This is a genomic window from Sutcliffiella sp. NC1, assembly GCF_027594365.1.
In the GTDB taxonomy this organism is placed as follows: domain Bacteria; phylum Bacillota; class Bacilli; order Bacillales; family Bacillaceae_I; genus Sutcliffiella; species Sutcliffiella cohnii.
In genome coordinates, this window is record NZ_CP115153.1 from 2,890,845 (window position 1) to 2,905,957 (window position 15,113).

Annotated in this window: 12 protein-coding genes; all 12 read right to left on the reverse strand. The window is 35.5% G+C overall.

The features are described 5' to 3' along the window. Window positions 1-77: 77 nt before the first annotated feature. Window positions 78-2,195: a polyribonucleotide nucleotidyltransferase gene (gene pnp / locus O1A01_RS15090; protein WP_270064444.1), complete on the reverse strand. Its 2,118-nt coding sequence runs from the start codon at window positions 2,193-2,195 to the stop codon at window positions 78-80. Between the two features lie 211 nt (window positions 2,196-2,406). After that, window positions 2,407-2,676 carry a 30S ribosomal protein S15 gene (rpsO, locus tag O1A01_RS15095; RefSeq protein ID WP_066413262.1) on the reverse strand — a complete coding sequence of 90 codons (270 nt, stop codon included), beginning with the start codon at window positions 2,674-2,676 and terminating at the stop codon, window positions 2,407-2,409. 113 nt (window positions 2,677-2,789) lie between these two features. Then, window positions 2,790-3,740, reverse strand: coding sequence for a bifunctional riboflavin kinase/FAD synthetase (ribF, locus tag O1A01_RS15100; RefSeq protein WP_066413264.1), 951 nt, complete (start codon window positions 3,738-3,740; stop codon window positions 2,790-2,792). Window positions 3,741-3,766: 26 nt separating this feature from the next. Then, the gene (truB, locus tag O1A01_RS15105; RefSeq protein WP_270064445.1) at window positions 3,767-4,675 is read right to left on the reverse strand and encodes a tRNA pseudouridine(55) synthase TruB; all 909 of its coding nucleotides are present in this window, start codon (window positions 4,673-4,675) and stop codon (window positions 3,767-3,769) included. Window positions 4,676-4,753: 78 nt separating this feature from the next. After that, the gene (gene rbfA / locus O1A01_RS15110; RefSeq protein ID WP_066413270.1) at window positions 4,754-5,116 is read right to left on the reverse strand and encodes a 30S ribosome-binding factor RbfA; all 363 of its coding nucleotides are present in this window, start codon (window positions 5,114-5,116) and stop codon (window positions 4,754-4,756) included. A gap of 14 nt (window positions 5,117-5,130) precedes the next feature. Then, a complete protein-coding gene (locus O1A01_RS15115) occupies window positions 5,131-5,409 on the reverse strand; it encodes a DUF503 domain-containing protein (protein WP_066413273.1) in 279 nt (92 codons plus the stop codon). After that, complete coding sequence (infB, locus tag O1A01_RS15120; protein ID WP_270064446.1) at window positions 5,406-7,598, reverse strand: translation initiation factor IF-2; 2,193 nt, start codon at window positions 7,596-7,598, stop codon at window positions 5,406-5,408. The genes O1A01_RS15115 and infB overlap by 4 nt, the downstream gene beginning before the upstream one ends. A 19-nt stretch (window positions 7,599-7,617) precedes the next feature. Next, a complete protein-coding gene (locus tag O1A01_RS15125) occupies window positions 7,618-7,917 on the reverse strand; it encodes a YlxQ family RNA-binding protein (RefSeq protein WP_412766298.1) in 300 nt (99 codons plus the stop codon). Beyond that, window positions 7,917-8,198 carry an RNase P modulator RnpM gene (rnpM, locus tag O1A01_RS15130; RefSeq protein ID WP_066413279.1) on the reverse strand — a complete coding sequence of 94 codons (282 nt, stop codon included), beginning with the start codon at window positions 8,196-8,198 and terminating at the stop codon, window positions 7,917-7,919. The genes O1A01_RS15125 and rnpM overlap by 1 nt, the downstream gene beginning before the upstream one ends. Before the next feature lie 34 nt (window positions 8,199-8,232). Beyond that, on the reverse strand, window positions 8,233-9,339 hold the full coding sequence (nusA, locus tag O1A01_RS15135) for a transcription termination factor NusA (protein ID WP_066413282.1): 1,107 nt from the start codon (window positions 9,337-9,339) through the stop codon (window positions 8,233-8,235). Window positions 9,340-9,414: 75 nt separating this feature from the next. Then, on the reverse strand, window positions 9,415-9,888 hold the full coding sequence (gene rimP, locus O1A01_RS15140) for a ribosome maturation factor RimP (RefSeq protein ID WP_270064447.1): 474 nt from the start codon (window positions 9,886-9,888) through the stop codon (window positions 9,415-9,417). Between the two features lie 698 nt (window positions 9,889-10,586). Next, complete coding sequence (locus tag O1A01_RS15145) at window positions 10,587-14,900, reverse strand: PolC-type DNA polymerase III (protein WP_270064448.1); 4,314 nt, start codon at window positions 14,898-14,900, stop codon at window positions 10,587-10,589. Between the last annotated feature and the right edge of the window lie 213 nt (window positions 14,901-15,113).

Genomic DNA, 15,113 nt, shown 5'->3' on the forward strand with positions numbered 1-15,113 from the left:
TTGGGCCTAGAAGCTAGACGTATATAATTACAAAAATGACAAAAAGCCTGGCATATACCAGACTTATTTGGAAAGTATTAAGATGGTTGTTCATTTTTTTCTTTTTGTTCTTTTAGAAGTACTTTTCTAGAAAGATTTACTCTACCTTGCTTATCAATTTCCATAACTTTTACTAATACTTCATCACCGAGTTTTACGATATCTTCCACTTTATTAACTCGTTCTTCTGCTAATTCAGAAATGTGAACTAGTCCATCTTTGCCGCTAAATAATTCGACAAACGCACCGAATTTTTCAACACGTTTTACTTTACCTAAATAAATTTCACCGACTTGCACTTCACGAACGATATCTTCAATAATCTTTTTCGCTTTTTGGTTCATTTCTTCATCAACAGAAGAGATAAATACCATACCATCCTGCTCAATATCTATTTTAACACCGGTTTCTTCGATAATCTTATTAATTTGTTTACCGCTCGGTCCAATAACATCCCTAATTTTATCAGGGTTAATAGTCATTGTTAAAATTTTCGGTGCATACGTCGATAACTGCTGTCTAGGTGTATCGATTGTTTTTAACATTGACTCTAATATTTGCATTCTGCCGATTTTCGCCTGTTGAAGCGCCTCTTCTAAAATCTCTCTAGACAATCCAGCGATTTTAATATCCATTTGAAGAGCCGTTACACCTTTTGAAGTACCTGCAACTTTAAAGTCCATATCACCTAAATGATCTTCCATACCTTGGATATCAGTAAGAACCGTGTAGTGTTCACCTTTTTTTACAAGACCCATTGCAATACCGGCAACAGGAGCTTTTATTGGTACACCTGCATCCATCATAGCAAGAGTACTTGCACAAATACTCGCTTGAGATGTAGAACCGTTCGATTCTAAAACTTCAGAAACTACACGAACAGTATATGGAAAATCCTTTTCAGAAGGTAAAATTGGTTCTAAAGCTCTTTCACCTAACGCACCGTGCCCAATTTCACGACGACCTGGTCCACGCATCGGTCCAGTTTCACCAACACTAAATTGTGGGAAATTATAATGATGCATAAAACGTTTCTCTTCTTCAATTCCTAAACCATCTAAAATTTGCACATCGCCAAGCGCACCTAAAGTACAAATACTTAAAGCTTGTGTTTGTCCACGTGTGAATAGTCCAGAACCATGAGTTCTAGGTAAGATTCCCACTTCTGAAGAAAGGGGACGAATTTCATCCTTTTTACGGCCGTCTGGACGCACTTTTTCTTCTGTGATAAGTCTTCTTACTTCTTCTTTAACAAGTTTGATTAATGTTTCTTTTACCTGTTTCACCGTATCTTCATCAGCTTCTTGCTCTTCGAAGTGGGCAAGTACTGCTTGCTTTACTTCCGTAATTGCATCTTCTCTAGCATGTTTTTCCACCACTTGTACTGCTTTGTTTAAATTAGCTTCAGCCATTTCACGAACTTTTTCTTCAATAGTCGCGTCTATTTCATATAGAGTAACTTCCATTTTGTCTTTTCCAACGGCTTGTACAATTTCTTCTTGGAAAGCAATAAGTCGTTTAATTTCTTCATGACCATACATAATGGCTTCTAACATAACTTCCTCAGGCACTTCATTTGCGCCAGCTTCAACCATGTTAATTGCGTCTTTCGTACCAGCAACAACAAGATGTAAATCACTTTGTTCTTGCTGGTCAACAGTTGGGTTAATAATAAATTCGTTGTTTATTCTCCCGATCGTTACACCAGCGATTGGCCCATCAAAAGGAATATCAGATACGCTTAACGCTAATGATGATCCGAACATTGCTGCCATTTCAGAAGAACAATCTTGGTCTACACTTAGTACAATACTAATCACTTGCACTTCATTTCTAAACCCATCAGCGAATAATGGTCTGATTGGTCTGTCGATTAAGCGGCTAGCTAATATTGCCTTTTCACTAGGTCGCCCTTCTCTTTTAATGAAGCCTCCAGGTATTTTACCTACTGCGTAAAGACGCTCCTCATAGTTTACAGTTAACGGAAAGAAATCAAGATTTTTCGGTTCTTTTGATGCAGTTGCAGTACTTAAAACTGCAGTATCTTCATAACGAACTAACACAGCGCCATTTGCCTGTTTTGCTAATTGACCTAATTCTACCGTAAGGCGTCTTCCAGCCCAATCAATAGAAAAGACTTGTTTGTCTTGTCCCATGTTTTACCCCTCTCTAGCTTATCTTATAAGCTTTTACTCATGTGTTGCCAGTAAAATTCATTATAAGGATTAATAAAAGCAACTTCATTTGAAAAAGCCTGTATAAATTAATTTCATTATGTATAGTATGAACGAAAGATGTACTTCATATCAATATATATATAACAAAAAAACCTAACAAAAAAGCGGGAAATATCCCGCTTTTTACACATTATCGACGTAAACCTAATTTGTTAATTAGATCACGATAACGAGTTACGTCTTTATTACGTAGGTAAGTTAGTAAGTTACGACGTTTACCAACCATTTTTAATAGACCACGACGAGAGTGGTGATCTTTTTTGTGCGTACGTAAATGTTCGTTTAAGTTGTTAATTTCTTCAGTTAGGACAGCGATTTGAACTTCTGGAGAACCAGTGTCAGTATCGTGTGTTTTGAATTCATTAATCAAAGCTGTTTTACGCTCTTGTGTGATTGCCATCCTATTCACCTCCTTCAATATTTAACCCCAATTACCGAGCATTCGTTGGTGAATCGAGATGCCAAGCAATGGTTTTCGTACGTATAATAGAATACACCTTTATGAGGTAAAAATCAAGTTAAAGCATTGTTTTTTTGGAAATAATTAATCGCAAACTGCTTATCCGCCTCAATTTGTTGTACTAATTCCTTAAAACTAGGAAACTTCTGTTCACTTCTAATATAAAAATGCCAATTTACTCTTACTTGTTCACCGTAAATATTTTCATTAAAATCAAACAAATGCACTTCAATAGAAACTTTCGTATTATCTGTAAATGTAGGCTTTACACCCACGTTGCAGACGCCATTATACATTACATCGTTTATTTCCATTGTAACAGCATATACCCCAGGCTTTGGAATAATATACTCATCCGTTAATTCAATATTTGCAGTTGGAAAACCAATAGTTCGTCCTCTTTTATCTCCATCTACTACCGTGCCTTTGAGTGAGTAAAAGCGACCTAATATTTCCTTCACCTTATCTACTTTTCCTAGTTGTAAGTTTTCTCTAATGAGTGAAGAACTAACTTTTTGATTATCTTTTGTTAATTTTTCTATGACAGTTTGAGTAAATGCCCCATTTGAAAATTGTGGCATTGTTTCCATTGTTCCTTTTCCAAAGCTACCAAACGAGTAATCAAAACCAGCGACTATATGTTTTACATTTAACCCTTTAATGTATTGATCAACGAAAGATTGTGGTGATAGCTTTGCTAGTTCCGGAGTGAAGGAGACTACATAAAGAATATCTACTCCTAGAGTTTGTAAAATTTCCTCTTTCTCTTTCAAAGGAGTTATATAACGAATGTTTTTCATATCGTTTCTTAATACGACAGAAGGGTGAGGGTCAAGTGTTAATACTGCACTTTGCATCTCATTTTCTTTTGCGATATTTATAGCTGTATTAATTACCTTTTGATGACCAAGATGAATTCCATCAAAAAAACCTAACGCCATCACTGTCGGTTTTAATTGTAATGCATCGATTGAAAGCGGATGTGATAAATAAACTGTTTTCATGATAAACCCCTTATTTCTGTAAAAACTTATGTATGAAACACTTTTCGCGGCTTCATTAGACCTTCCTTAGTTGGATGTTTCATATAAATAGCGAGACATTTCCCTTCATAGTACACAACAAAAAGATCTTCATCTTTCATTTCTTCTGGTAGGGGTAAAACTGCCCCATTTTTTACTTTCTCTGCTACTGTATCATTAATTGTTAATGCAGGCAATCCACGTAATGCTTTTTCAATAGGAATAAGTGCATCGCGTACATTATCTAATTGTACCATTTCCTCTAATTGTTCAAAAGAAATTGCATCATTTAATGTAAAAATTCCAGATTGGGTTCGGACTAACGAAGACATATGCGCTGGAAAACCAAGTTTTTCTCCGATTGTAACTGCTAACGTTCTAATATATGTACCTTTACTACATGTTACACGAATTGTAAACTTGACGTCATCTCCTATTTCATAAACATTTTGAGCCTCAACAATATCAATATTATGAATAGTAACTTTTCTAGTTGGCCTTTCTATTTCAATTCCTTGCCTTGCATATTCATATAATTTTTTCCCGTTTATTTTAACTGCTGAATACATTGGAGGGGTTTGATCAATTTCACCTATTAACCTTTTAGTAACAGCCTCTATTTCCTCTATAGTAATTTTCCGATCAATAACTACGGCATCTACCGTCTCTCCTGTTTGATCTTCCGTTGTAGTTGATCTACCTAACGTTACTTCTGCAACGTATGTCTTTTCTTCCGCTGTTAAATATTCCACTATTTTAGTTGCATTTCCGATACAAATTGGCAAAACACCAGTAACTTCTGGATCAAGTGTGCCCGTATGTCCTACTTTTTTCGTTTTTAGCAGTTTACGTATCTTAAATACACAATCATGTGAAGTATAACCTTTTGGTTTATTTAGTATTAAAACTCCTTCCAAATTGTTCATCCTTTCAAAATAAATTACAAAATTCACACTCAATATAGTAAGAAAAAGGATAGACATAAGCCTATCCTTTTATTCACCCTTTTCAGAAGGGGATTGATTATTAATTTCCTGTAGTAAACTTTCAATTCTGTTGCCGTAATCAACTGATTCATCAAATTCAAAGAATAGTTCAGGAGTTTTACGTAAGCGAATTCGTTTACCAATTTCACTACGAATAAAACCTTTTGCTTTTGCTAATCCAATTAACGTATCTTGGCGCTTTTCTTCGTCACCTAATACAGAAATAAAAACTTTAGCTTGTTGCAAGTCTCCTGTAACTTCCACGTCCGTAACAGTAACGAAACCAACACGTGGGTCTTTAATTTTACGACCTATAATATCGGAAAGTTCTTTTTTCATTTGCTCTCCAACACGATTTGCTCTTAACGTCACCTTTTATCACCTCTTTACAGCCAATCAAACGACGTTTCTGCTCGTTCCCATTCAGGGAAAGAATCAATGTATTGTAGTACTTTGTTCAACTCTTTATCCAACATTTGCTGGCTAGCAGAAACGGCAACAATAGCAATTTTTGTACGTTGCCATAAATCTTGATAGTCCATTTCTGCTACGGAAATATTAAAGCGTTGTTTTAGTCGAGTTAATACTCTTTGTAATACTGCCCGTTTATCTTTTAATGATTGTGCATTATAAATAATGCACTCACATTCTATATATAAAATCATTTTCTTTCAATTTCTTGCATCACATATGCTTCGATTACGTCGCCTTCTTTAATATCATTAAAGTTTTTGATCGTAATTCCACACTCGTAACCTTGACTTACTTCTTTTACGTCATCTTTGAAGCGTTTTAAGGCATCTAATTGGCCTTCGAAAATAACGATTCCATCACGAATAAGTCGAATCCCACTATCACGAGTAATTTTTCCATCTGTTACGTAAGAGCCAGCAATTGTACCAACTTTAGACACTTTAAAGGTAGTACGTACTTCTACTTGACCAATAATTTTTTCTTCAAATTCTGGGTCTAGCATTCCTTGCATAGCAGCTTCAATTTCTTCAATTACTTTGTAAATAATGCGGTGTAGGCGAATATCTACTTTTTCTACGTCTGCCGTACGTTTTGCATTTACGTCAGGACGAACGTTAAATCCGATAACTATTGCGTTAGAAGCAGATGCTAAAATAACATCACTCTCTGTAATAGCCCCTACTCCAGTGTGAATAATTTTAACTTTTACACCTTCAACGTCAATTTTGTATAGAGCTGCTGCTAGAGCCTCTGCAGAACCTTGTACATCAGCTTTAACAATTAAGTTGATTTCTTTCATTTCACCTTGTTTAATATGTTCAAATAAATCATCTAGAGTTACACGAGTTTTTTCTGATCTTTGTTCTTGTAATTGTTTTTGAGCTCTTGCCTCTCCAACTTGTCGTGCAGATTTTTCATCACTAAATACTAGGAATGTATCTCCTGCAAGTGGTACATCATTTAATCCAGTTATTTCAACAGGAGTAGATGGTCCTACTTGTTTTACTCGACGTCCTAAATCATTAACCATTGCACGTACTTTACCGAAAGTGTTTCCGACAACAATTGGATCTCCAACTTTTAACGTACCAGTTTGAACTAATAAAGTAGCAACAGATCCTCTACCTTTATCTAATTGTGCTTCAATAACAGTTCCATTAGCTTTTCTATTCGGATTTGCTTTTAATTCTTCTACTTCAGAAACAAGTAGAATCATTTCTAGTAAAGAATCAATACCATCTCCAGTTAATGCAGAAAGTGGTACAAATATAGTATCTCCACCCCAGTCCTCAGGTATGAGTCCGTGTTCTGTTAATTCCTGCATTACACGATCTGGGTTTGCAGTTGGTTTATCGATTTTATTGACGGCAACAATAATTGGCACTTCCGCAGCTTTTGCATGGTTAATTGCTTCAACTGTTTGTGGCATTACACCATCATCAGCAGCAACTACTAAAATGGTAATATCCGTTACTTTAGCACCTCGTGCACGCATCGTAGTAAACGCAGCATGCCCTGGAGTATCTAGGAACGTAATTTTTTTCCCTTCAACTGTTACTTGGTATGCACCAATATGCTGTGTTATTCCGCCAGCTTCTCCTGCTGTAACTTTTGTATTACGAATAGAATCTAATAATGTAGTTTTCCCGTGGTCAACGTGACCCATAATCGTTACAACTGGTGGACGTTCTTCTAATTGTTCTTCTGTATCTTCTTCTTCATAGTTGGCTAAATCTGTTACATCAAGTACAATTTCTTCTTCAACCTCTACACCGTACTCTGAAGCAATTAATTCAATAGCATCCTTTTCCAACTCTTGGTTAATAGTGGCCATAACACCTAACATAAATAATTTCTTAATAATTTCAGAAGGTTCTTTATGTAACTTTTTCGCTAATTCTGCAACTGATAAGGATTCAGAAAAAGTTATTTTACTTGGTAATTCTTTCACTTTAGGTTGCTGTGGAGCTTGTTGTTTTTGTTGTTGTTGATTGTTTCTGTTTTTTTGTTGCTTTTTATTTTTATTACCACGATTTTGATTGTTCTGGTTCTGTTGAGTGTTATTGTTTTTCTTTTCAGGCTTTTTGTTATTATTAGAAGCTTGCCCACTGTTACTTGTTTGTTTTTTATTTCCTTCTTTTACTGTAGTTGTAGAAGGACGTTTCACTTCTTTGTTGTTAGATTCTTTCACTTGATCATTACCTTCTGTTTTATTTGTTTGTTTAGCACTGTATGTTTGTTGCAATTTTTTTAGTGAAGCGTCATCTATCGTTGACATATGGTTAGCAACATCGACATTTAATTCCTTTAATTTTGTAATGACTTCCTTACTTGATATATTATTTTGTTTGGCAAATTCATAAACTCGAATTTTTGTCATACGTTCACCCCCAGAAAAATTAATCGAGCATTGTTAATAATTTCGTAGCAAATCCTTTATCTACTATCGCTATGACGACCCTAGCTTCTTTTCCAATAGCTCGACCTAACTCATACCGATCGACGACAACTTTAATCGGTATTTCATAATGCTTACACTTATCTTGTATTTTCTTTGCTGTATTTTGGGAAGCATCTCCCGCAAGCAATACAAGTTTCGCTTTTCCACTACGGACTTCTTTTAATACTAACTCTTCACCAGTAACCGTTTTACGTGCTCTTGTAGCAAGACCAAGCGTGGATAACCAATTATTATTTATCACAATTGTTGTTTCTCCTTATCCACCAGTTGAATTAATTCATCATATAATGAATCTTCAATCGCTACATCTAAATGTCGGGATAAAATGTTACGTTTTTTAGCTGATAAAATAATTTCTTTATCTTTAGCTAAATATGCCCCTCGACCAGACTTCTTTCCTGTCAAATCAATGGAAACCTCACCTTCTTTTGAACGGACAATTCTTACGAGTTCTTTTTTCGGCTTCATTTCTTGACTAACTACACATTTACGCATTGGAATTTTTTTGCGATTGTTCACCTGGTTTCACCTCTTTTCTTACGTTCTCTATTCTTTAATCGCGAAAGTCGTCACTTTCTTCATCTTCTTTTTCCGATGAGAGAGTTAAACTCGGATAAATACCTTGCTCTTCCGCTTCTGACTCACTTTTTATATCAATTTTCCAACTTGTAAGTTTTGCTGCAAGACGGGCATTTTGACCTCGCTTACCAATCGCAAGTGATAATTGATAGTCTGGAACAACTACAGTTGTTGCCTTTTCTGCCTCATTTACGATTACTTCTAAAACTTTAGAAGGGCTTAATGCATTTGCTACAAATTCAACAGGATCACTTGACCAACGAACAATGTCAATTTTTTCTCCCTTAAGTTCGTTAACAATCGTTTGTACACGTTGTCCTTTAGGACCAACACAAGCTCCTACTGGATCAACTTCAGGATTATGACAATGTACGGAAATTTTCGAACGGTCGCCTGCTTCGCGCGCAACAGACTTTATTTCAACTGTCCCATCATAAATTTCCGGTACTTCTAATTCAAATAATCGCTTTAATAAACCTGGATGTGTTCTTGAAACAAAAATTTGAGGACCTTTTGTCGTTTTTTCCACTTTCGTAATATACACTTTAATACGATCGTGTGGCTTATAACTTTCATTAGGCATTTGTTCACCGACTGGGAGTAATGCTTCAATTTTCCCTAAACTAACATAAATAAATTTCGAATCGATTCTCTGAACAATTCCAGTCATTATATCTTCTTCTCGGTCGATATACTCTGAATAGATAACACCTCGCTCAGCCTCTCTTACTCGTTGAGTTACAACTTGTTTTGCTGTTTGAGCAGCGATTCTACCAAAGTCTTTAGGTGTAACTTCCATTTCAAGTACATCATTCTCTTGATAATTCGGATTAATTTGACGTGCTTCTGCTACAGAAATTTCTAGTCGCGGATCGAACACTTCCTCCACAACTTCTTTTCTAGCAAATACACGGAAAGTCCCTGTTTCCATATTTAAATCTACACGAACGTTCTGTGCTTGATTAAAGTTTCTTTTATAAGCGGAAATCAGTGCAGCTTCAATCGCTTCAATAATAACATCTTCACTAATACCTTTTTCCTTTACCATTAAGGATAGGGCATCTAATAATTCACTGCTCATCTAACAACAGTCCCCCTTAATACAAATGTCTTTTCATTACATCCAAAACAAAGTTTAATATTTTTTCTAGTTTAACTAACTAAAGATAATTGCTAATCGTGCTTTTGCTACCTTTTCATATGGAATAGAAACTTCTTTTTTCCTAGTCTTAATAGTTACTTGTATAACAAGTGTTTCATTGTCAAAGGATATTAAAGTTCCTTCAAAGGTTTTTGTTCCTTCAATCGGTTCATACGTTTTTACATTAATATTTTTCCCTATAGCACGCGCGATATCTTCCTTCTTCTTTAAAGGTCGTTCTGCACCAGGAGAGGAAACTTCTAAAAAATAATTATGTGGTATTGGATCTAAGTCGTCTAGTTTTTCGCTTAACTTTTCACTAACAACCCCACAATCTTCAATATCGATTCCACCATCTTTATCAACGTAAACACGTAGAAACCATGAAGATCCTTCTTTTAAATATTCAATATCGACTAGTTCTAAATTCATTTCAAGGACAATTGGTTCCATTAATTGTTGAACGGTTTCTGTTACTTTTTCACTCATTGTTATCCTCCTTTCCCAAAATGGGAAACGCGTAGTATGAATTTTCATGTGTAAGGAGAAGATGTACTTTACTTTTTCCTTCTCTTTTTATTTCCTATTTTTCGAATAAAATCCCCCGCTAATAGCAGGGGAACGAATGCATTACTCATTACCAACAGTTATGTACGAAGAGAAAACAAGCATTTGCTAAAAGAAGAAGGGTAAATAATAACGAAAGAGTGGGTTTCCCCACTCTTTGCTAACGTCTTATATATAGCATTTCCAATAAAAATATAACATATCCACTAATAATATGCAAACTTCAAACAATTTTTTGGTAGAAAAACTTGACAATGATCAAGTTTGATACCATTAATTCTTTCTTCTAACTACAACGTGACATAGACTAGTTAAATCGTATATTTTCAGTCGACTCTGAAAAAAATGAGTTGGTGGTTTGAAGTTTGTCCGTTTCACTTCGCTGCAGACACTTGCTTTCCGCCGGGAGGGAGTCGAGCCTCCTCGGCTTCGCCTGTGGGGTCTCAACCTTCCCTCTACTTCCCGCTGGAGTCAAGTGTCTTCCGCTTCGTTCCACTCTCGGTTCTAAATCTGGCAGAAAAAACCTTAATACTGTTCAAAAATGACATCCCTATTTTTCATTCTCTAAGGTGCTAAATTTAACCTGCATGGAGATCCATCTTGAAAATTAGGATTGTATCTTAGAAAAGTGAAAGCTGGTTTTGGTCTGGTAAACCTTGGAGACAGCCGTGTTTATCTAAATATTCCATAATTGTTTTACTCACTTTTCCACGTTGCTGAAGATCTTCTTTCGATAAAAACTCTCCAGATTCTCTAGATTTAACAATATTCAATGCCGCGTTAGTTCCTAACCCTGGTATTGAATTGAATGGAGGAATTAACGTATCCCCTTCAATAATAAATTCTGATGCACTTGATTTATATAAGTCCACTTTTTGGAAAGAAAATCCTCTTTCGCACATTTCTAAAGCTAACTCTAAAACGGTTAACAACGATTTTTCTTTCGGTGATGCATCTAACCCTTTAGCATTTATCTCTTCTATAATTTTTTTAATTGCATTAGAGCCTTTTACCATAGCATCAACATCAAAATCATCTGCTCTAACTGTAAAATATGCAGCGTAATAGAGTAATGGTAAATGAACTTTAAAATAGGCAATACGTACAGCCATTAATACATATGCTGCAGCATGCGCCTTCGGGAACATATACTTAATTTTTAAGCATGAGTCGATATACCAACCTGGTACATTGTTTTTAATCATCTCTTCTTTAAATTCGTCCGTTAAGCCTTTCCCTTTACGTACAGACTCCATTATTTTGAAGGCCATAGATGGGTCTAATCCTTTATAAATGAGGTAAACCATAATATCATCACGACAACCGATTACTTCACTTAACGTACAAGTTTGATTATGAATTAACTCTTGTGCATTCCCTAACCAAACGTCCGTTCCATGCGACAACCCCGATATTTGGACAAGTTCAGAAAATGTGGATGGCTTCGTATCTTCTAACATTTGACGAACGAATCTCGTACCAAACTCTGGAATCCCTAACGTTCCTGTTTTACACATTATTTGCTCTTCTGTTACTCCGAGTGATTCTGTACCACTAAATATTTTCATTACTTCTGGATCGTCAGTAGGAATCGTTTTCGGATCAATACCACTTAAATCTTGTAACATACGAATGACAGTAGGGTCATCGTGTCCTAGTATGTCCAACTTCAGTAAGTTATCATGAATGGAATGGAAATCAAAATGCGTTGTTTTCCATTCTGAATTTCGATCGTCTGCTGGGTACTGTATTGGAGAGAAATCATATATGTCCATATAATCTGGTACTACTATAATTCCACCTGGATGCTGTCCAGTAGTTCGTTTTACCCCAACACAACCAGATGATAGTCGATCAATTTCAGCCCCACGTAATATTAAATTACGATCATTTGCGTAACCTTTTACATATCCGTAGGCTGTTTTATCAGCTACAGTACCGATAGTTCCGGCACGATATACATACTCTTCTCCGAACAGTACTTTCGTATAGTTATGAGCTATTGGCTGATATTCACCAGAAAAGTTTAGATCGATATCAGGAACTTTATCTCCTTTAAATCCTAAGAAAGTTTCAAACGGGATGTCATGGCCGTCCTTCTTATAAGCAGCTCCACACTTCGGACAGTCTTTGTTTGGTAAATCAAAACCTGAACCTACAGAACCATCATCAAAAAATTCAGAGTGCTTACATGCGGGACAAACGTAATGTGGTGGTAGTGGATTTACCTCTGTAATTTCTGTCATTGTTGCAACGAATGAAGAACCTACAGATCCACGTGAACCTACTAGATATCCGTCATCTAACGACTTTTTTACGAGTTTATGAGAAATTAAATAGATAACGGCAAAACCGTGACCGATAATACTTTTTAACTCTTTCTCAATTCTTTTCTCTACAATTTCAGGAAGGTCATCTCCATATATGCTTCGAGCCATATTATAACTCATGTTACGTATTTCATCATCTGCCCCTTCTATTTTAGGGGTATATAGATCATCTTTTATCGGTTTTATTTCATCTATCATATCAGCAATTTTTTGCGTATTCGTTACGACAATTTCCTTTGCTTTTTCTTCTCCGAGAAAAGAGAAAAGCTCAATCATTTCATCAGTCGTTCTAAAGTGAACATCTGGTAGCCTGTGACGATTTAACGGGTTCGCACCTGCTTGAGAGCGGACTAAAATTTCACGATGTATTTTGTCCACTTCATTTAAATAATGTACATTTCCAGTTGCAACTACCGGTAACCCTTTTTTCTCCCCTAGTTTTACGATATTCGTTATAATTTCCTTTAAGGAATTCTCATCTTTTACAAGTTCTAATTCTAACAAATGTGCATAGTTAGGTGGAGGTTGTACTTCTATATAATCATAGAAGTCTGCAATTTCTTCTACCTCATCCGGAGTCTTTTGCATCATCCCTTCAAATACTTCACCTTTGTCGCAAGCAGTTCCCACAAGTATACCTTCACGATACTTCTCCAATACTGATCTCGGAATTCTTGGGACACGGAAAAAGTATTCTATATGAGAAATAGAAACTAATTTAAACAAGTTTTTTAAGCCTATATCATTTTGTGCTAAAAGTGTTATATGAGAAGGTCTAGCACGTTGATATGCATTGGATTTACCGCTATTATCATTTAACTCGTCGTGGAATGTAATTCCTTTTTCATTCGCATCCTTTAGCATTTTTACTAGTAAGTAACCAGTTGCTTCAGCGTCATAAATCGCGCGGTGATGCTGTGTGAGTTCTATATCAAACTTTTTACATAGTGTATTTAATCGGTGATTTTTCATCTCAGGATATAGTAGTCTTCCAAGCTCTAACGTATCTATAACTGGATTTTTTGACTTTCCTAAACCAATTCGTTGGAATCCAATATTTAAAAAGCCCATATCAAAGCTAGCGTTGTGGGCTACTAATATATCATTACCGATCCAATCATAAAAGTTTCTTAATACTTCCTCTATTTCCGGCGCATCGCGAACCATATCATCTGTAATACCAGTAAGGTCAATCGTTGTAGCAGATAATGGATGGTGTGGGTTAGCAAATGATTCAAAGCGGTCTATAATTTCGCCACCCTTTATTTTTACAGCAGCTAATTCAATAATTTTGTCATACATTGCAGAAAGGCCTGTTGTTTCTACGTCAAATACAATATAAGTTTCTTCGGCCAATTCTCGATGAGCAGAGTTATAAGCAATTGGAACTCCATCATCTACAAGGTTTGCCTCTACTCCATATAAAATCTTAATTCCATTTTTCTTACCAGCTGAATATGCTTCCGGAAAAGATTGCGCTATACCGTGGTCTGTTACAGCAATTGCAGGATGCCCCCATCTTTTTGCTTGAGCAACTAATTTAGATACACCTGTTACTGCATCCATTTGACTCATTGGAGTATGAAGATGTAACTCAACTCTTTTTTCATCAGCAGGGGCGTTATCCTTTCGCTCTTTACCTTGAATTTGATTAATATCAGAAGCCATCATAACAAGATCGCGAACGAATGTGTCATTTTGAATACTACCTCTAATTTTAAGCCACATTCCTTTATTGATTGCTTGTAGTAACGGAATATCCTCTTTTCCTTTTGAGAACATTTTTACTAATATAGAATTAGTATAATCTGTAATTTTTAAAGTTAAAAGTGTTCTACCGCTTCGTAATTCTTTCGTTTCAACATCAAAAACGTAACCTTGTACAACCACTTTCCGCTCTTCTTCTGTGATTTCATCTAATGTTTTAAATAATTCATTATCATTTTTAATTTCATAACCAATCATAATTGGTCCTGAAGGAACATCTGCAGAATCAGGTTGTGAATCTTTCTTCTGCATTTCTGTTACAGCTGCTAGAGCTTTTTCACTATCTTCTTGCATTTTTTGTTCTTCAAATTGTTTGAATTCTTGTTCAGAAAATGAAAGAGTAGTATCTAGCATCATCGTTGGAAATCCGTAAGATTCATAAGTTGAAGTAATAATCGAACTTAGTTTTCTTTTAACCGTGATTGCTTCTGCTTCATTTCTTGCAGTTATCGTAATCTTTTGACCTGTTAATGTTGGCAATTGATTTTGTAATAAATTTAATAAAAGCGGAGAAGACCCGTCCATTTCTTTTAAAAAGATAGGCCAATATTCTTGAATTAACTTTTCATTTAAATCCCTTTCACGCACAGATATTTGAAACGTTATATCTGCAATATGGGAAAAATTTTTGATTAGTGCTGCTTTAAAAATCTCATATATATTTGCAGGAATTAGCTTTTCAAATTCAAAATAAAAGTCCCATTTTTTATCTATTTTGTTTACAACTAATTTTTCTATTTCCGCATCTTGAAAAAACGTAACAATATCATCGTTTGTTAGCTGTAACTGCTGGAGGAGAAGACGGAATCTCTCTTTTCTTTCTTGTGATTGTGACATTTTCTCCTATCTCCTTTCTTCCCTTTGTTCAAATAACTTTCAAACCCTTATCAAAAAAATAACTCATAACATGGATTTACCGTCTAACAGCATGTATCGTTAAATGGTCTTCCCCCATTATTATGAGTTAAATATAGTCTAGAAGGTGTTGATGATTCGACTAATAGATATATATTGTATTAAAAAACTAAAAAAATGTCGAATTTCACGAAA

Excerpts from the sequence above, each read along its gene's own strand:
- O1A01_RS15115 (WP_066413273.1), bottom strand. The coding sequence starts at position 5,409 with ATGATTTTATATATAGAATGTGAGTGCATTATTTATAATGCACAATCA.
- infB (WP_270064446.1), bottom strand. The coding sequence starts at position 7,598 with ATGACAAAAATTCGAGTTTATGAATTTGCCAAACAAAATAATATATCA.
- O1A01_RS15145 (WP_270064448.1), bottom strand. The coding sequence starts at position 14,900 with ATGTCACAATCACAAGAAAGAAAAGAGAGATTCCGTCTTCTCCTCCAG.
- pnp (WP_270064444.1), bottom strand. The coding sequence starts at position 2,195 with ATGGGACAAGACAAACAAGTCTTTTCTATTGATTGGGCTGGAAGACGC.
- rimP (WP_270064447.1), bottom strand. The coding sequence starts at position 9,888 with ATGAGTGAAAAAGTAACAGAAACCGTTCAACAATTAATGGAACCAATT.
- nusA (WP_066413282.1), bottom strand. The coding sequence starts at position 9,339 with ATGAGCAGTGAATTATTAGATGCCCTATCCTTAATGGTAAAGGAAAAA.
- rpsO (WP_066413262.1), bottom strand. The coding sequence starts at position 2,676 with ATGGCAATCACACAAGAGCGTAAAACAGCTTTGATTAATGAATTCAAA.
- ribF (WP_066413264.1), bottom strand. The coding sequence starts at position 3,740 with ATGAAAACAGTTTATTTATCACATCCGCTTTCAATCGATGCATTACAA.